The following is a 17,606-nucleotide window of genomic DNA, read 5'->3' on the forward strand; positions in this document are numbered from 1 at the left end:
TGTTAGTTACTAGAATATCTTAATATGAAATTCTCTATTACGATTAACTAGTATCTAGTAACTACTAACTAGTAACTTTAATTTCCCAATTGCGTTTTTGCTATATTATGGGCGAAATTTATTTACAAGTAATACTCGGAGTTCTGAGTGAAAAAGAAAAAATTTATCCTATTCCCGTTTTTGGCGCTTTTCTTGTCGTCCTGCCTATTTGATACGGATGACGATGGCTTGTCTAGCTGGCTTTCTGACCAGGGAATGCCTAGCAGTTATAAAGTCCAAACTGTAACGGTCAAAGACTTGAGTCCTGTGTCTGCCGAGGTGTCCCGTGATACGCTTCCGGAAACGGGCTGGTATCGTGGCATGCTTGGCGCTGTGCCGGGCATGACTTTTGATGTCGCTTATGATTTCGCATTGGATAGTGCGTTCCTCGATACTTTGGGTTCTGCAGACTCGGTAAGGTCTTATGTGCACTTGAAGCTCCTCACCTCGTATTACGGGGCTACGGCCTTGCCTTCTAATTACTTCCCGATTGAAGAAGAAATGAAGCTCAAGGTCAGCTGGATTATTTCGGGAAAGTTGAGCAAGAAGGAATTCAACGATGTGGGTAGCATAAGCGACTCTGTCTGGTTTGAAGAACTTGAATCCTGGAAACCGCAGAAGAAAGCCGATACGACTATTTCTGTTTCCCTGAATTCTAAAAAAGATTCCGTGTTGACTTTGACGCTTGACCTTCCCAAGGCATTTGTGGAAGATATCAGCAAGAACGCAGGCAACCGTCGCTTGCAACTCCGTTTGTCGGCTCCTGAGGCTTCGCGTGTTTTCCGTTTCTATGGTGTAGGTCATTCTCAGTACTATCCGCAATTTTTCTTGGTGGCGATGAAGTCTAAGTCGTATCCTAAGCTGTTTAAGGCTAAGCGTGCGGCGACCCTTTATTCCAGTCTCGATGATTCGGACGGCCTTGTGTTGCATGGCGGTGTCGGTGATTCCCTCGTTGTGGAATTCCCGTCTAAGCCGATTATGAAGGCTTTGTCTGATTTCTATGGTGATGAGTTCCCGTATGATGGCTTTGATGTGCGCCAGGCGGTCGTGATGGCCGAGATGACGTTCTTCAGGGATGATTCCAAGGGAAGCCGTGAGCTGGACTATCCGATTATGGTCTTGGCGGGATCTTTCCTCGACAGTGCCGATACCTCTGTCCAGCGTACGGAATCCTACTACAAGTTTAATGATTCCCTCGTCGTGAAGAAAGGTCACCAGAATCTCGTGTTCCATGAAGGCGATTCGTTGACCTTGCAGGTGACTGCAGGCATGCGCGACTTTATCAATAGGGCTCATGATGGCCGCACGTTCAAGATGTCGATGACTCTTGGAAACTCGATTGTCTTGGACAAGGACCCGTATTTCACTAACCGCATAACGACCAAGAAGGATACGATAAAGACGGTCGTTGCTACTGGCGATACGATGAAATTTGCTACCGGGGACACGATCCGTGTTGCATTCCCGGATGTTGACTATGCCCGCTATGATTTCTCTACCATTAAGGAAAAGCCTGCAACGCTCAAGTTGTGGCTTGCCTCTAAGCGCGGGGAGGACTAATGAAAAAGTTTATCAGTGCTTTGCTTTGTGTCTCGAGTTTTTCCTTTGCGTCGATGATTGGTGTTGATGCTCTTGGCGAAGAGCAGATTGCCGGCGGTTCTGCCGCCATGGCTGGTCGCGGTTTTGCCGGTAGCGCAAAGACTGGCGATGCCGAGGGCGTTTCTGTTGTGAACCCGGCGCGTCAGGCTTTTGATTCTAAGGTCTCGTTCAACTTGAACTTCTTGCTCGACGTCTCGACTGCAGATCGTTCGAATTCCCATTTTACAAACACCAACGTCTCGCTCCCGTCGATGAACTTGACGTTCCCGATGAATGACTTTGGAACGTTGGGCTTTGCGCTTTGGCAACATTATTCTGCCGCCTTGCGCGAAGACATTGAAAACGAAGAAGAAAATTGGAAAGCCGAAATTGAATACCAGAGCAGCGTCTATGAACTGGTGCCGACATACGCTATTAGGCTCCCGTTCTTCCGTGCCATTTCTCTTGGCTTCTCGGCTCACTTTGTAATGGGTAGCTTTAACCGCGACCTCACGCTTGGGCCGGATGTCAGTGCCGTTGCCGAAGATGATTCCTGGGCTACAAACGATGCCGATGTTACGGACCATGTGACGGGCGACTGGAAAATCAAGAACTCGGCATATTTCACTTTTGCCGCCCAGTATCGTGGCCGCATGGCTTCGTACTTCTTCTCGTTCTCGACGCCCTACACACTCAAGAACGAACTTGAATACAACTTCAGATTCAGCGAGACAGACACGCTTGCACCGACTAAGCACACTCGCAACATCAAGATTCCTGCAATGCTTGCCACGGGTGTCAATTATCGTATAAACAAACGTCACAATGTCATGGCGGATGTTGCCTGGCGTGCTTGGAGCCGTGATATTGAAAATGCGGCCGGTAGTTGGAACATGTCCGGGGTGACAAAGACGCAGAATGATTTTAATATTTCTGTTGGTTACCAACGCGATGGAAGCGATATATTCTATGATTCCTACTGGGATCGTATAACGTATAGGGCCGGCGCCTGGTACAAAAATTGGTATGTTGATGATGTTTCTGAAATTGGTGGATCCATTGGTGCTGGTTTCCCGCTTGGGAGAAAGGGCACGATGCTGGATCTTGCCATTCAGGGTGGGGTTCGCCTGACTGATGACGACCGCAATTGGAGTGAATCCTTTATTGGAATTCGCTTGGGATTGGTTGGTGTTAGCAATTGGGGTAAGACCCGTGGTCAATAAGATTCAATAGAAGGAGATCGAAATGACTACTAAGAAGATAGAAGACGAAGTCAAGAAGACCGCTACTAAGAAGACGGCTTCTACAAAAGTTTCTGAAAAGAAGACTGTAGCGAAGAAGGCTACAGCTGCTGCCGACGCTACGGCAAGTGCAGCAACCAAGCAGGTTGCCAAGAAGGCTACTGCGGAAAAGAAGCAGGCCGCAGAAAAGAAGGTTATTGCAAAGAAGCCAAGTGCGACGGTTGAAAAGGTCGCCGCCAAGACGGCTCCCGCAAAGAAGACTGTAAAGGCTAAGGCCGAAAAGGCTGAAAAGCCGGCAACAAAGACTGCTACGAAGACTGCCAAGGTTTCTGCAAAGACGGAAAAGTCTGTTGCCGCCGCCAAGAAGGTCGTGAAGGCTGCAACGAAGGCCAAGAAGGTCGATATCGAAGTTGTTGAAACTCCGAAGGCAAAGGCCGCTAAGGCCTCCGCTCCGGAAGCTTTGCCGCAATCCTTCGATGCCGAATACCTCGTGCTCATGCAGAAGGATCCGAACTGGATGCAAGCCTTCTGGGAAGTTTCTGAAGAACGCATCAAGGCCGCCAAGAAGGGCAAGGGCAAGCTCGTGCTCCGCCTGTTCGACATCTCGAACGACTTGACCGTGAAGCGCAACAAGAAGCTCAAGTTCCACGATATCGAAGTTCCGGCAGATGCTCGTAGCTGGTACGTGGAAAACAAGGCTACGCAGAACTGCGCTGCAGCTCTCGGCGTTGTCGCCGCTGGCAAGTTTGAACCGCTCGTCGAAGCTGGTCCGATGCAGACGTTCACGCTCGAAGGTTCCGAAGTGAATACGGACAACGTATTTGTTCGTGCATCCCTCGGCGGTGCTACTCTCGGTGGCTTTGGCAGCTCGGGACTCTCTTCGATGTCTGCAAAGAACTGGCTTGAATCGCTTTCGAGTTCTTCGGGCTCTATGTTCTCTGGCGCACTTTCCAGTGCCGCTCTCAAGAGCAACAAGCTTGAACTCCCGAAGGATTCCGTGAACTACGGCAAGGACTTCTTCTTGTGGGTCAAGACCCGCTTGATCGTCTACGGTGGCACGCGTCCGGATGCGCACTTGCAGGTGCGTGGCGAACCGTTCCCGCTCAACCCGGATGGCACCTTCAGCTTTGAAGAAGACCTCCCGGACGTGACGAAGATTATCCCTGTCTTTGCTACCGATAAGGATGGCGATTTCCCGACGACAATCGTTCCGATCGTGGTGAAGCGCACGGAATAATGGCGAAGCCTGGTCGTGTACATCTTTTGCTTCACGCACATTTACCTTTTGTGCGTGAACCCTCTTTTGACCGGTTCTTGGAAGAGAACTGGTTTTTTGAGGCTATGGCGGAGACGTATTTGCCCATCATCCAGATGCTCAATCGTCTGGAAGAAAAGGGCGTGCCGGGCACTCTCAATTTTAGCGTTTCATCGGCGCTTTTAGCGATGCTAACGGATAAGCTTTTGCTTACCCGTTTTTCGGCGCATTTGCACAAACAGCTCGAACTGATTGAACGCGAAAAAGTCCGCTTCCAGGGCAATTCCGAGTTTATGGAAGTGGTGGATTTTTATTACCGCAGGCAGCTTGCTCTCATCAATACATGGGAGCGCGATTGCGGTTGCGAAATTGTCCCTGCGTTAAAGCGCTTGGAGCAGATTGGGAAAATCAACTTGCTCACGTGCGTGGGGACGCATCCGTTTTTGCCGGCGTACCAGAACGATATTTATGCCATCCGCCTGCAGCTGAAGATTACAGTCCGCGCGTTTGAAGAAGCTTTTGGCAAAAAGCCTCGCGGGCTGTGGCTTCCGGAATGTGGCTATTTTGAAGGCCTCGACAATATTCTTGCAGAATACGGATTCAAGTATTTCTTCCTGGAAACGCATGGCGTGCTCTTGGCAAAGCCTGCGCCAAAGTATGGCGTGTTCTCGCCGGTCAAGACTCCGGCTGGGCTTTATTGCATGGGCCGCGAACAGAGCAGTTCCATGGAAGTCTGGAGCCGCAAAACAGGCTACCCGGGGCATCCGGAATATCGCGAGTTCTTTAAGGACATTGCGCACGAACGCGAAAGCGAGTATTTAGGCGATTACTTCTTGGCGGCAGGTGCTCACATTGAAACGGGCCTCAAGTATTACCGCATCACGGGAAGCGAAGACAAGAAGATTTATCGCCCGTGGAATGCGTTACGTCTTGTGGAAGACCACGCGCGACTTTTTGTCGCCAATCGCGAAGCGACTGTGTCGAGCTTGCTTCCGAACATGGATGGCAATAAGGTCTCGATTCTTTGTCCGTACGATGCAGAACTTTTTGGACACTGGTGGTTCGAAGGTCCGCTGTTCATCGAGAAAATGTTTGAACGCGCGGCAAGCTCGAGCGTGGTCGAGATGGCTTCTCTTGAAGACTCGATTCGCGAGCCTGCGGATAAAGATGTTCACAAGCCGATTTTCTCGTCTTGGGGCGAGGGCGGCTTTGGTGAAGTCTGGATGAACGATGAAGTCGCTTTCCAGTACCCGATGTTCTTTAGAATGCGTAAGATGATGGACGATTTGAAGTTGCGCATTTCTAAAGTTGCAGGGAATGCGCGCAGCTCGAAAAATGCGACCGCAAAACGTTTCTTGGCGCAGATGGCGCGCGAACTCGTGCTGTTCCAGGCTTCGGACTGGGCGTTTATGATTCATAACAATTCGGCCGCAGATTATGCACGCGCTCGTTTAAACGGGCATTATGAAAATGTCTGTGCTCTTTATAAAGAAGCGGTGAAGGCTAATCCCGACACTAAATTGCTCAAGAAGCTAGAACAAAAGAATAATTTGTTCCCGTTCATAAGCGAATGTCTGTAATTGACGAGATGGACTAATAAATCACCATAAAGCTGGTGGTTTTGCCTTTATTCCCAACGCGGAATCGGTAAATGCCTGGAGCCATCATCTTTTTGACTTGGTCTTCTTGCAGGCAGAAAGATGTTCCGTCATATTTTTCTTGCGAGACTAAATCACCGCGTCTATTGCGGATTTCGATGAACTTCTTGTCGCGGGGGAGAGGTGCAAAGCAGAGCGAACCTTCGCGCCACGGAACCGGGAATGCATGCGGTGCGGCGTTGTTATTGACTAACGGGATGCTTTCGGAATCTCCAAAACGGCTGAATACCCATAAAGATGAATCGCTCGTAGATAGAACGGATGTCAGACTGTCGAGTGTTTTAGAATTTTTAATTCTGTGAAATTCCGCTTTGCCTTCGGTGAACGTAATGATGGATGCTTTACCGACAAAGTTGTTTAGGTCTGGTTCAACGTAGTTGTTTGGAGCGCGATAAAACATAAAGGACAAACTTTCTATTTGTGGCTTTATGGAATCGACATTGTAAAAATTTGCTGAAACCCATTTATCTTGGTCATCGCAAATCCAGTCTTTTTTAGAAATGGTATTGCTCCTTTCCCCAGAAAGTGAAAGTCGGACGGCGTAATCGTGGAATAAACTGTCTGCGTCTATTTTGTACTTTTTGAGCGCTGCTTCGAGTTGTACTTCAAATGATTTATTGGGGTTCTTTGAATAGTTTTCCCAAATGGCCTTGTCGATATCTTTAGCAACGTAATGATATAGATAAAGGAATAAAGTTGAAACTCCGTAGGCTTTATGGGTGTATTGTTTGGTTATGGTCGATAGTGGAATTCCCATTTCGCTAAAGACATTTGGGAGATAAGAAAAATAATCGTCTATATCGGGATTGGTGATTTCTTCATAGCCTGTGGCAGAGGCTTCAAACCAGAATGCGGTATTGCTTGCTATTGAGCTTATATAGCGGAGCTGGACGGCATGGTAAAACTCGTGGAAAGAGGTAAGGCGGATGCCTTTAGCCCATTCATCGGCATATGAAAAACCGTGAGTGCTGTTGTTTAATGTATGCTTTGCTATGGGGTAGATGCAAGTGTCACCATTGCTGTAAATGGTGTCTCGGGCGTTACTAGAAGTGGCGCTTCCGTAGAAATCATTTTCAAGGAGAATCTCAGTTTTGGTTCCGCTTTCGAGTAGTATTGTTTGCCCGAAACAGGTTGCGCATGAGTAGATTCCGTATGGATCACGTACTTGACCGATGTCGAGAATTTCGATGGGGTACAAACCCTCTTTGACATTTTGTTGGTAGTGATAGGTGATTTGGGGACCTTGAGGCGCACGCATGTTAAGCTGATTGACATAAAGGTTCCATGCGGCTTCCATGTTTGATGCGGTGCTGTCGGCAAAAGCTTTTGTGGTCGCATGAGGGCCGTTTAGAACGTAGAAAACCTGAACGTGCGGCTTTTCAATGGTGTAGACTGAATCGTAATATTGTTCGTAACTGCATTTTCCGCTACGGTATAATGACGCTGCGTAGCCGTTTTGTTTGATCTTGTCGCTGTTTAGGAGTGCATTCAGAGTACCGCATTCGCCCTCGTATGCGTGGGCTGCGCAAATGGCAACAGCAAAAATTAGTGCTAAGAATCGCATTTTACTGTACTCCGGCTTCTTTGAGGATTTGCTTTGCCTTGGCGGTGATTTCGGCCGGGATGGTGAGCTGTTTTTGGTGCTGCGGCTTGATGCGGGCATCGATAATCAATGGCGCCTTGCATTTCCAATGCTTGTTTTCGACAGTTTCGTCGAGACCATAAATATCTTGGGCGGGGTCGGAGCGCGTAAACGTGAGCCAGAGAAAATCGCTCAAGATGTTGTCTGTGCTGAGGGCGCCTTCGTCAATGATGGAAATCCAGGGATAGTTTTCGCGGAATTCCCAATGGGCGAGGGCATCTTTGAGTTCGCGGAAAGGCTCGATGTTGTTTTCGAGAGTCGCGGGCGTCTCGTTGAAAGATGGACCTTCGATCATGAGCACGCCGGGTATCACGATGGTTGCTTTCTTGAAACCTTGCGGGAGTGCAAGAGTTTTTAAATCGCTCGGATTGTTGCGGAGCTCGCGAATCTTGGCGCCTGCGGCTGCAATCACGACTTTGGAACCGTGGTTGAGGCTTGTGCCGGTGTAGTCGAGCGTGTCGATGGTCGTCGCCGTTTGGAAATGCAAATCGCGGTCGAAGTGGACTCGTTCAAGAATGTGTCCGAAGAACGCAGGAACGTTGTTTACATCGAGGCGCGCCGCATTTCCGTCTGCGGAGATTCCCGCATCTTCTTTTGCGGCGATGAGCAAATACTTTGTTAAACTTGCCTGGTTGAATCCGAGCAGCGCATTTGCCGTCTTTAAAAGTTCCATCGGTTCGCGTTCTTCGGGGCTCACGTATGGCCGGAATGCTTCTGAACCGAGCGCTAGGCAAAGCGGGTGTACGCCAGCATCATCGACCGCGTGAATCCCGTAAACGCCCGGGAGCGAAGCGGGAACCATCGGCTTTGTGATTTCATGAATAAACTTGCCAAAGAGCGTATCTTCTTGTGGTGGGCGCCCGACGACCGTGAACGGGAAAATCGCGTTCTTTTTGCAGAGGACTTTCTTGACTTTCATGCAAGGGAAATCGTGCTTGCCGGAGTAGTAACCGATGTGGTCGCCAAAAGGACCTTCGGGTTTTAAGTCGGGCTCGAGCTCTCCGAGAATGCAAAAGTCAGCATCGCTAGAGACAAGGTAACCTTCATGTTCAAAGTAACGGAATCGGCGGTTGCCAAGCATGCCTGCAAACAAGAGTTCCGAGAGGTTTTCGGGCATGGGCATCACGGCGGCAAACGTGTGCGATGGAGGTCCGCCAATGAAAACGCTCACCTTGAGCGGGCGGCCTTCTTCAATTGCCTTCTGGTGGTGCCTTGCAATATCGCGCTTGATTTGGTAATGCAATCCGCATTCTTCGTTCGGAATGTATTCATTCCCCGAAATCTGGATGCGGTACATGCCTACGTTTGTCTGCATGACGCTTGCATTTTCGCTCGGGCGTGTGGCGACTTGCGGGAGCGTGATGAACGCTCCGCCGTCTAGCGGCCAGCTGACCAGCTGTGGCAAGTCGCTAAGGCCGCATTCTTCGAAGTCCTTGATGCCACCGGAGCGTCTCGGCAAAGAGCTTATTCCGGCAAAACCCGCCTTGAACAATTGCAGCGGGTGCCTGAATGCGTTCTTGAAAAATTCGACCGGATTTGCCTTGAAATTTACAGCGATTTTCGTCTGCTCAAAGCCTTCACGGAACAGAAAATTGAACCTTTCGTCGCTTCCGAAAATGTTACAGGCGGCACGGAACTTGCTCCCTTTGACATGTTCAAAAAGGAGTGCTGGGCCACCCTGCCTAAAATTTTCCCTCGCGATTTCGGCCATTTCCAAATGCGGATCGACTTCGGCGTGAATACGTTTGAGCATTCCCGCTTTTTCCAAATCCAGCAGGGCCTGTTCGAGGGACTTGTACATGATTTTATCCGGCGGTTGCGGACTGATCCAACGCTTCGAAAGCCTGCGTCTTCTTCTTTGCTTCTACAATAGCAATTTGTTCGCGAGCCATTTCTCTAGCCTTCATGGCGTAAACCAGGCTAGCGCTGTTCATGACAATGGCGAACGTGTCTTCTGCAAAATCCTTGCATCCCTGGAAGGTGAGGTTGTCAAAGCAGGTCGTCATGCCTTTAACGGAATCAAACGTGTGAGTTGCCGTAAAGCCACGGAAAGGACCTTCGCCAAGGCGCACGGCGATTTCAACAACGTTGCTCGTCTTGCCCGGCGTGACCGCTCCAATGATGCCAGTCCAACTTAATTTTCTGAAACCCGCCATAATGGTGTAGCGGATAAACTCGCCAGATTCAATGGTCTTGGGCAATGTGTAATAGAGTACGGCGTTTGTTCCGACGGATAGAGACATCGGCGCATAGCGCAAGATATCAAGCGTATCCGAAAGCGTGCCGTATTGCCAAGAAGTTTGACTGAATTGAACCATGCCGTATAATGTAGTAAATTTTTTTGTTTTTATACGCATTTCGTTAAATTTTAGGGTTTAATCTGTTATTCCATTTTTTTAAATTGCGTTGAGCATGAACGAGTTAGATGTTGATAAAAGTTTTTTGAAAAAAAGTACCCTCTTTAATATTTTGGGTACAGTCCTCAAAATTTGCGGCCCGCTTTTGACCATTATGCTTGCGCGCATCTTTGGCGCAGGCGAATTCGGCATATTTGTCTCGACTCAGGGCCTGTTGCTTACGATTGCTCGTGCCTCGACTCTTGGCCTGGATATTGGGCTCCGCTGGTATTTGCCTCAGAACAAGCTTCATGGGCGTGTGGCGTACAACGGCATTATGGAATCGTTCTGGATTTCTGTTGCCGTTTCGTTGTTCATCACGGTGGTGATTATCCTAGGCTCGTTCACGTCGCTTATTTCGGACGAACTCCCGTACTACGCGATTTCGTTGGTGTTCTATTCGGGAATGTACGTGCTCAGCAGTTCTTCGGAAGGGAACCGTAAGCCGTGGATCTCTATTTTCATCAATGACTTTGTGATTGCAGTGATGGCGCCGCTCGTGTCGATTGTGCTCCATTACTTGAATATTCCGCATGCGCTCCCATTTGGCCTTTTGTTCGGACAGGTGATTGGATTTACTTTGCACGCAAAGGCAGTGCGCAAGCAGTTCAAGACGATGCCGGTGATTCCGCAGGGCCGCGCATCTAAGGAACTGGTGATGTATTCCATTCCGCTTGGCTTGACGGTGTTTGTCGGGAACTTGTTGCAGCGTTCGACTTTGTGGATGGTTCTGTTCTTCCTCGGGGCAGAGGCTTCTGGCGTTTATGCCTTGATGATGACGCTAGCGAACGGCCTCCAGACGATTCGAAACGGTTTTAACCCGATTATTACGCCGGTCGTTTCGGGCATGGATGAATCCCGCCTCAAGACGGACTTGAAACCTGTTTATTCGTATTGCGTTTCGATGGCGACGATGATTCAGGTGATTATTGGATTTTTCATCGTGCTTTTCCCTGAAGAAATCATGTCGATTGCGGGCAAGAGTTACGTGGTGCAGCCGATGGCGCTTGGCATTTTGCTCTTCTTCCAGCTTGTCGTGACGTTCTTTGGCATGGTGAATACGGTCATCGATGGCATCGGCAAGAGCGTAGTCAACTTGAAGGCGAGCGTTATCCAGCTTTTAACTTCTGTCGTGGCGGGCTTTATTTTGATCCCGCAATTTGGACTTTTGGGCGCTGCGCTTTCGATGCTGATTTACGGAATCGTCTCGTCTGTTTATTGCAACGTGTATCTGCTCAAGAGAAGTCTCCAGCCGTATTCTTCCAAGCTTTGGATTGATATCGTGTGGATGGTGCTCTTGCTTGCGCTTTACATCTTGATTAACGCCCAAGTGGTTACGCTCACGATGGTCGGAAAGATTGCCGTTTACGTGTGCGTGCTGCTCCTGCTTGGGGCGCAGTTCCTGTTCTACAAGAGAAAATTTTAAAGCGATGCGGTGAACAAGTAGCCGAGAACGGTCTTGAGCGTTCCGGTGAAGTTGCGCCCGTAAATTGTCTTGGATGTTCTCCACGCATGGGCGAGGTTCTTGAGACGGTACGAAAGTCTAGAGTTTGTATGGAACTCGATGGCCTTGCGCAAGATTTCCTTGATATCGTGGTCTTTTTTGAGTTTTTCGTTATGCGACCACATGTACAGCGCAAATTGTGCGAGACGGTTCTTGCGGACTTCTCTTGAATGCCTCTTGTGTGTCACCTGCGAAGAATGCTTGCGCCATTTTGTCACGACAGTGTCGGTATAGACAAATCGGTTTTCGCCAATGGCGTTTGCGGCAAGGGACCAGTCGTGGGCATATTCGTCGTTTTCGATAGGGAAGAACCTCTCGACCGCTTTACGGCTGATGAGTTGCGATGCGCCTTGATAAAGATTGAAGGCGTAGCACTGGTAAATGAAACGGTCTTTTTGCGAAGTCAGGCAATTAGACTGGTACGGCGTCGGGGAAAATTCCTTGAGCGTGGACCCATCTTCGCGGCAACGGACTGTGCGGCCTCCGCAAACGAGATTGTCACCAATGGCTTTATGCAAAGTTTCGAGGTGGTTCGGGAGCCACAAATCGTCCTGATCGCTGAATGCGACAAAATCACCTTTGCAAAGCGATACGGCCTTGTTGAAGTTTTCGCGATAACCTAAGTTTTTCTCGTTCCTGTAAACATGGATTCTCGAATCCTTGCGGGCGTATTCGTCAAGGATTTGGGGCGTGGAATCGGTCGAAGCGTCATCGCAAATTACGATTTCGAAATCTTGTTCGGTCTGTGCCAGAATCGAGTCCAGCTGTTCCCGAATAAAAGTCTTGCCGTTATATGTCGCCATTGCAATTGAAATCATGACATAAATATAGCTATTTGGAGTGGCCGAACAGTAGTAATTTTCTACATTATTTTTATGATTCCTAAAAAGTTGCACTATATTTGGCTTTCCAATGACCCGCTGCCGCAACTTCCTCAGTTGTGCTTGAATAGCTGGAAACGTCATTGCCCTGATTACGAAATTGTCCACTGGGATATGGCAAAATGCCAGAAGATTATCGATTCGGTCCCGTTTGTGCGCGAGGCGGTTTCGCTTTCTAAGTGGGCTTTCGCAAGCGACTACATTCGCCTTTATGCCGTCTATAGCGAGGGCGGAATCTATTTGGATAGCGATGTTTACATGTACCAGAGCTTTGATCCGTTCCTGGACAATCGCTATTTCACGAATATAGAGTTTACATCGCACTTCAAGAAAAACAAGTCTTGGCAGTACTTGAACGAGGACGGAACCAAGAAGGACCCGAACCAGATTGCGCTCCCGGGGCTTGCTTTGCAGGCGGCCATTTTCGGTGGCGAGGCGGGGCATCCGTTCCTTAAGAAGTGCATGGAATACTACGAAAACCAGAAGTTCATTTTGCCGAATGGTGAATTGAATATCCAGAATATTTCTCCGTTTGTTTATGCGCATACGGCACAGCAATTTGGTTTTGTTTATAAAAATGAATTGCAGAAACTTTCTGAGGGAATGACGATTTATCCGGGCGATGTGTTTTTGCCGAGCTTGAACGAATCAAAGACGAAACCTTTTGCGATTCACGTGACGAACGGCAGCTGGCGCCCGCTTTGGCAACGCATCAAGAACTTCCTCCGAAATGCACCGCGTGGCACGATGGAAAGCCGCCTTGCCGCATACGAAAACAAGAAACCGATTGAGCTTTAAGGATGACTATGCCTTCTGTGAAATATCTTTTTGTGTTGACGAGTTCCCCGAAGGACTTTTTCTGCGAGCAGACGCTTGTGGCGATTGCTTCGCTGCGCGTCCATAACCCGAATGCGTTCGTGACGCTTTTGACGGACGACAAAACGGCCGAAACTCTGACGGGGCAGCGTGCGGTCTTGAAGGACGCTGTCGATGAACTCAAGGTACTCACGCTTGATGAAAAGTTCACGCCGATGCTTCGTTCTCGTTACCTCAAGACGGTGATGCGTAATGTGGTCGATGGCGACTTCTTGTACATGGATTCGGACATCGCGATTGTCGATGACCTCTCGATTCCGGACGAATGGCGCGGTGGCATTTACGCGGTACTCGACTTCCACACGAATCTTTCGAAGGCAATTAACCGCAAGAAGGTCTTGAACAACGCGAAGATGATGGGCTTTTCGCCAATCCTCAACGATGAGATTTTCAACGGGGGCGTGATGTTTGCCGCCGATACGCCGGAAGCTCGCGAGTTCTTCAAGACTTGGCATGAACTTTGGCTTTACTGCGTTTCGAAAAATTTCCCGTATGACATGGCTTCGCTTGCTGAGACGAACTACAAGTTCGGTTACGTGACGAAAAAGATGGATGGCGGCTGGAACTGCCAGCTGGCTTACGGCAATCGCTTTTTGCCGACGGCGAAAGTGCTGCATTTCTTCGGTTCGCGCATTATCGATACGCGTGGCCGCAAGGTGCCGGAATCGATGAACATCTTTTTGCCGAAAATTTTGCGCAAGGACTTTTATACGAACTTGAAGAACCTCCCCGTGACGGTAAACGCGGACAAGTCCATTCACATCAACGAGTATTACGATGACGTGATTGCCCACGCGAAGGACGCTTTCATGTACCAGACGAACAAAGTTGGTGCTGCGGGCGCTTACATTATTCGTAGCTATGCGTTTGCGAAGTCGCTCGCCTGGCTGTACAAGAATGTGCCTTTTCTCGTGAAGCCTTTGGAAATCTTGGGCAAGCTTTTCTAGGGGACGTTTATGAATTTGCTTTTTAATCTCGTGGCGGTGCAGCCGATTCACAGTGCAAAATTTCACGGTGGCGGCAGCTATGGCGAAGTGATATTCTGGGCGCTTGTGAAACGTGGCGCAAAGTTCAGTTGCGTCTATGATAGCCGAAAGTATTTGGCCCCGGATATTATTGCGGCTTGCGAAAAATGTGGCATCCCGCTTTTTGACATTGCCGAAAAGACTCCGCAGCAGATTATCGACGAAAATGCGATTGATGCGTTTTACACGCCGCTTTATTCGCTGGAAGGCAAATGGCAAATTCAGGTGAAGCGTTTTGTGTTCACGTGGCATGGAGTGCGCGCTCTCGAAATGCAGTATAGCTGGCAAGGCGTTGGCTTTGCGAAAAAACTTGCACAAAAGCTCGAAGCGCTTGTACGTTATCGCGACAGTTGGAAAAAGTATTTCTATGCGCCCAAGTATCGCGATTTGGCGGCCCGCATTGCCGATGGCCGTGCCGAATGCATTACCGTGAGCGAACACAGCCGCGCTTCTATTAAGTCGTTTTTCCCGGAGCTTCTTGACAAAGAAATTCCAGTTTTCTATAGCCCAATGCTGGATTACGAACCGGAAGGATTCTTGCCGCCGACGGTGAAAACGAAAAAGTATTTCTTGCTCACGAGCGGTGCCCGCTGGGAAAAGAATAACCTGCGTGCGGTCAAGGCGTTCGACGAACTCGTGACGATGATGCGTTCGACGAATCATGAATTCGATATGAAACTCGTGATTACGGGGGCGACAAACGTCAAGGTTTACCGCAAACATATCCGCAACAAGGATGCGTTTGTGTTCCTCGGCTACGTGGAATCGAAGGAACTCGAATTTTTGCACAAGAACGCGTATGCGTTTATTTTCCCGAGTTTGAACGAAGGCTTTGGCTATCCGCCAGTGCAGTCGATGCGTTATGGCGTGCCAGTTGCTGCAAGCGGTACGACGTCTGTGCCCGAAGTCTGCGAAAATGCGGCACTTTACTTTGACCCGTATTCCGTGAGCGAAATCAAGAACCGCATGATTCAATTGCTGGATTCGGATATCTATGCCATGTACGCATCCCGCGGCCTTGCCCGATACGGTGAAGTGCATAAACGCCAACAAGAAGACCTCGAAAAAGCCGTCGCCTTTGTCCTCGGTGAATAATTATTAGGAGTGATAGCTCCGATTCTGTCATGCCCGCTAGAGCCTGTCCTGAGCGAAGTCGAAGGATGCGGGCATCTCCATATACATTTTGTACATGCTCTTGCATGAGCATTTTATTATAATTTGTAATTATGATAAAGAAAATCTGTTTCTTGGTTGTTGCGTTTGCGTGTGTAGTGCTTGCACATCAGATTCCTTTGTGGGTGTATAAAGAAGGCGGGTCGGATCATGTTTATTTCAATGGTAAAATGTGCAGTATTTTAACGCATCCGCTTAACGAGTTTGTCGCCAAACATTATGCGGAGTGGCCATTTAGACCGATAAATGCTTGTACAGTGCTTGGTAATCGCCCGATATTTGCTTATTTTGGTCCTGAAAATGGTGGCGGTTATACTGCTTTTTGGCGTTTTCGAGATTCATCGCTTTATTTAGATAGCGTGAAGATAAATGCTTGCTCGCGTTCTTTATATACAAAGAGTGATGACCAAAGAGTTGTTTCGGTGAGTATTCCCCCGCAGGAAATTGTTTTGAATACATCTGCAAAAAAACGAATTTTCAAAAATCAAAAGAGCGAACCATTGTTTGCAGATTTTGTTAGCGATACCATTAAATTTGAATGTGAATCGGGTTATAGCAGCTATGTAAAGGAAGGTAGGGTTGTTTCTGAACCTCGGAAAATAATATATGAAGGAATGCTTGTAGGTGGTCGTGGTACAAAACCTGTAATGCAACATAATTCCAAAAGAATGAATGCTGAACCAGATTTGCTGAGTCCGAAACTCTATCAAGAAGGAAATTCTCCGTTTGTCGATTATTACAAAGTTTTAGATAGCTTACGCCAAGTGTTAGATGATAAAGGTATGGAAGAATATCTTGAAGAATCTAGGATAGATCCGAGGTTTAAAAAATTTGAAGATTTCTTTAAAATTAATGCGATAAGCATGTGGTATTATGATCGGTTTGGATCGGATGACCATTATGTTTTTTATGTATCGCCTAAAGGAAAAACTCCATTTAAAGAAATAATCTTTAGACTCCGCAAATATGAAACGTTTGAAAAAGACCCGGTGGAGTCTATTAAGTTGTTTTTAAGAACTCTTATCGCCATTCGTAAAAATCCGTCGTTTGAAAAATGGTTGAATTATAAAAGTCCTTTGATGAATTATCAGGATGTTGCCATTGAACGTGAAGATTTAATCGATGCTCGTGTAGAACTTGCTTCAAGAGAAAAAATTTGGAGAGATGTTGGAATGAATGGCGAGTATGTGGCCACGATACGGTATCGAGATAATGATTTGCCTCAGTATGAATTTTGGTTAAGCGATAATGGTGATGTGCTCGTTACATTTGCGTTTGTTCCAAATATGGAAGAGTTCTTCAATATTGAAAATTTCAAAAGAAATCGGTTTGGAAGGACTTATAGTGTTGAACCTCGCATAGAACGATGTGAAGGGTTCGACTCAAAAAAGAATTCACTTCGTGATGGCTATTGTAACTACCTCATCATCCGCCGCGATGGTACAATCAAATACGGCCCAGAATCGGGGGATTTGTAAAAAAGGATCCCGGCTCGGAGGCCGGGATGACAAGTGTGAGACTGTGGATTTTTCTATAGCTTCATCACGCGCTTCATCTCGAGATTTTCATAGCCTTCGGGGCAATGCGTCGAGAGGTAAACGGTCGGGTTGTTGGCGATGAATTCGCGGACACGGTCGAGCGTTTCGCGGGCGGCAATGATGTCTTCAAAAACGATGCTTAATTTGTTTGCCTTGAGGGCTGCATCGCAGTAGGTCACATCGCCGTGCATCATGTAGAAGAGTCCGTCGTTTTCGACGACGATGATGCTGTTGCCTTTGGTGTGTCCCTTCGCTTCAATGAAATAGATTCCGTTTGCGATTTTTTCGCATTTCGGGAAGTTGTGGTAAGGCCCGTCCTTGTATGTACAACGCACGATGTGCGGACCTTCGAGTTTCATGGCGTCGGCATCTTCGGGCGAGACGAACACCATCGCGTTTTTGAAGTACTGGATGGCCGCTGAATGGTCCGGGTGCTTGTGCGTGATGAGGATTTTCGTGACCTGGTCGGGCCTGTAGCCGAGTTCCGCAAAGGCTTTGGTGTAGTCCTTTAACTTTTCACCCATGTAAAGCGGTGCGCCGAGTTTCTTTTCGGGCGCTTCAAAGTCGTTGACGAACCCTGTATCGACGAGGATGACTTCGCTCCCGGTGTCGATAAGAAAGTTTTGCAGGCTGCTGCGGTAGATAATCTGTTCGTCGAACTTGTCCTTGCCTTCTTCACCGCCAAAGGCAAACGCTTGGTTCATGAAACCATGGTCAAACATGCGTACGGCTTTAATTTCCATATGCTTCCCCTTCTGAAAATGTATGCTTTTATACCAATATATACTCAAAAGGTCCCA

The 17,606-nt window shown here is 48.2% G+C and carries 14 protein-coding genes; 9 read left to right on the forward strand and 5 right to left on the reverse strand.

What is annotated here, in order from left to right; all coding sequences use genetic code 11:
• The first annotated feature begins 147 nt into the window (after positions 1-147).
• Genes B7982_RS13195 through B7982_RS13210 form a run of 4 tightly spaced genes read left to right on the forward strand, consistent with a single transcriptional unit; the run spans position 148 to position 5,693 of the window.
• Positions 148-1,599, forward strand: coding sequence for a hypothetical protein (locus B7982_RS13195; RefSeq protein ID WP_088661150.1), 1,452 nt, complete (start codon positions 148-150; stop codon positions 1,597-1,599).
• Positions 1,599-2,840 (forward strand): OmpP1/FadL family transporter, encoded by a 1,242-nt coding sequence (locus tag B7982_RS13200; protein ID WP_088661151.1) that lies wholly within the window; start codon positions 1,599-1,601, stop codon positions 2,838-2,840. Before B7982_RS13195 ends, B7982_RS13200 begins: the two co-directional genes overlap by 1 nt.
• Positions 2,841-2,862: 22 nt before the next feature.
• Positions 2,863-4,095 (forward strand): DUF4912 domain-containing protein, encoded by a 1,233-nt coding sequence (locus B7982_RS13205; RefSeq protein WP_088661152.1) that lies wholly within the window; start codon positions 2,863-2,865, stop codon positions 4,093-4,095.
• Positions 4,095-5,693, forward strand: a complete 1,599-nt coding sequence (locus B7982_RS13210; protein ID WP_088661153.1) for a glycoside hydrolase family 57 protein — start codon at positions 4,095-4,097, stop codon at positions 5,691-5,693. Before B7982_RS13205 ends, B7982_RS13210 begins: the two co-directional genes overlap by 1 nt.
• A 13-nt stretch (positions 5,694-5,706) precedes the next feature.
• On the opposite strand, the gene B7982_RS13215 is transcribed toward B7982_RS13210, so the two are convergent.
• Genes B7982_RS13215 through B7982_RS13225 form a run of 3 tightly spaced genes read right to left on the reverse strand, consistent with a single transcriptional unit; the run spans position 5,707 to position 9,731 of the window.
• Positions 5,707-7,335 carry a hypothetical protein gene (locus B7982_RS13215; protein WP_088661154.1) on the reverse strand — a complete coding sequence of 543 codons (1,629 nt, stop codon included), beginning with the start codon at positions 7,333-7,335 and terminating at the stop codon, positions 5,707-5,709.
• Between the two features lies 1 nt (position 7,336).
• A complete protein-coding gene (locus B7982_RS13220; RefSeq protein WP_088661155.1) occupies positions 7,337-9,214 on the reverse strand; it encodes a UbiD family decarboxylase in 1,878 nt (625 codons plus the stop codon).
• Between the two features lie 4 nt (positions 9,215-9,218).
• On the reverse strand, positions 9,219-9,731 hold the full coding sequence (locus B7982_RS13225) for a hypothetical protein (protein ID WP_088661156.1): 513 nt from the start codon (positions 9,729-9,731) through the stop codon (positions 9,219-9,221).
• A 94-nt stretch (positions 9,732-9,825) separates the two neighbouring features.
• Here B7982_RS13225 and B7982_RS13230 point away from each other — a divergent pair, with 94 nt between their 5' ends.
• Complete coding sequence (locus B7982_RS13230) at positions 9,826-11,235, forward strand: polysaccharide biosynthesis C-terminal domain-containing protein (RefSeq protein WP_088661157.1); 1,410 nt, start codon at positions 9,826-9,828, stop codon at positions 11,233-11,235.
• Here the strand turns inward: B7982_RS13230 and B7982_RS13235 are convergent.
• Positions 11,232-12,131: a glycosyltransferase gene (locus B7982_RS13235; protein ID WP_088661178.1), complete on the reverse strand. Its 900-nt coding sequence runs from the start codon at positions 12,129-12,131 to the stop codon at positions 11,232-11,234. The genes B7982_RS13230 and B7982_RS13235 overlap by 4 nt on opposite strands.
• A 57-nt stretch (positions 12,132-12,188) precedes the next feature.
• Between B7982_RS13235 and B7982_RS13240 the strand changes: the two genes are divergently transcribed.
• The 4 genes from B7982_RS13240 (at position 12,189) to B7982_RS13255 (ending at position 16,746) form a co-directional block, all read left to right on the forward strand.
• Positions 12,189-12,992: a glycosyltransferase family 32 protein gene (locus B7982_RS13240; RefSeq protein WP_088661158.1), complete on the forward strand. Its 804-nt coding sequence runs from the start codon at positions 12,189-12,191 to the stop codon at positions 12,990-12,992.
• Positions 12,993-13,000: 8 nt separating this feature from the next.
• Positions 13,001-14,017, forward strand: coding sequence for a hypothetical protein (locus tag B7982_RS13245; RefSeq protein ID WP_233138560.1), 1,017 nt, complete (start codon positions 13,001-13,003; stop codon positions 14,015-14,017).
• 9 nt (positions 14,018-14,026) lie between these two features.
• Entirely contained in the window at positions 14,027-15,190 is a 1,164-nt protein-coding gene (locus B7982_RS13250; RefSeq protein WP_088661160.1) for a glycosyltransferase, read from the forward strand.
• Between the two features lie 131 nt (positions 15,191-15,321).
• On the forward strand, positions 15,322-16,746 hold the full coding sequence (locus B7982_RS13255) for a hypothetical protein (protein WP_088661161.1): 1,425 nt from the start codon (positions 15,322-15,324) through the stop codon (positions 16,744-16,746).
• A 53-nt stretch (positions 16,747-16,799) separates the two neighbouring features.
• Here B7982_RS13255 and B7982_RS13260 read toward each other — a convergent pair whose 3' ends face one another.
• Positions 16,800-17,549: an MBL fold metallo-hydrolase gene (locus B7982_RS13260; protein WP_088661162.1), complete on the reverse strand. Its 750-nt coding sequence runs from the start codon at positions 17,547-17,549 to the stop codon at positions 16,800-16,802.
• Between the last annotated feature and the right edge of the window lie 57 nt (positions 17,550-17,606).

Origin of the sequence: Fibrobacter sp. UWB2, from assembly GCF_002210425.1 — a bacterium.
Classification (GTDB): Bacteria; Fibrobacterota; Fibrobacteria; order Fibrobacterales; family Fibrobacteraceae; genus Fibrobacter; species Fibrobacter elongatus.

Excerpts from the sequence above, each read along its gene's own strand:
- B7982_RS13200 (WP_088661151.1), top strand. The coding sequence starts at position 1,599 with ATGAAAAAGTTTATCAGTGCTTTGCTTTGTGTCTCGAGTTTTTCCTTT.
- B7982_RS13205 (WP_088661152.1), top strand. The coding sequence starts at position 2,863 with ATGACTACTAAGAAGATAGAAGACGAAGTCAAGAAGACCGCTACTAAG.
- B7982_RS13210 (WP_088661153.1), top strand. The coding sequence starts at position 4,095 with ATGGCGAAGCCTGGTCGTGTACATCTTTTGCTTCACGCACATTTACCT.
- B7982_RS13215 (WP_088661154.1), bottom strand. The coding sequence starts at position 7,335 with ATGCGATTCTTAGCACTAATTTTTGCTGTTGCCATTTGCGCAGCCCAC.
- B7982_RS13220 (WP_088661155.1), bottom strand. The coding sequence starts at position 9,214 with ATGTACAAGTCCCTCGAACAGGCCCTGCTGGATTTGGAAAAAGCGGGA.
- B7982_RS13225 (WP_088661156.1), bottom strand. The coding sequence starts at position 9,731 with ATGGTTCAATTCAGTCAAACTTCTTGGCAATACGGCACGCTTTCGGAT.
- B7982_RS13230 (WP_088661157.1), top strand. The coding sequence starts at position 9,826 with ATGAACGAGTTAGATGTTGATAAAAGTTTTTTGAAAAAAAGTACCCTC.
- B7982_RS13235 (WP_088661178.1), bottom strand. The coding sequence starts at position 12,131 with ATGATTTCAATTGCAATGGCGACATATAACGGCAAGACTTTTATTCGG.
- B7982_RS13240 (WP_088661158.1), top strand. The coding sequence starts at position 12,189 with ATGATTCCTAAAAAGTTGCACTATATTTGGCTTTCCAATGACCCGCTG.
- B7982_RS13245 (WP_233138560.1), top strand. The coding sequence starts at position 13,001 with ATGCCTTCTGTGAAATATCTTTTTGTGTTGACGAGTTCCCCGAAGGAC.
- B7982_RS13250 (WP_088661160.1), top strand. The coding sequence starts at position 14,027 with ATGAATTTGCTTTTTAATCTCGTGGCGGTGCAGCCGATTCACAGTGCA.
- B7982_RS13255 (WP_088661161.1), top strand. The coding sequence starts at position 15,322 with ATGATAAAGAAAATCTGTTTCTTGGTTGTTGCGTTTGCGTGTGTAGTG.
- B7982_RS13260 (WP_088661162.1), bottom strand. The coding sequence starts at position 17,549 with ATGGAAATTAAAGCCGTACGCATGTTTGACCATGGTTTCATGAACCAA.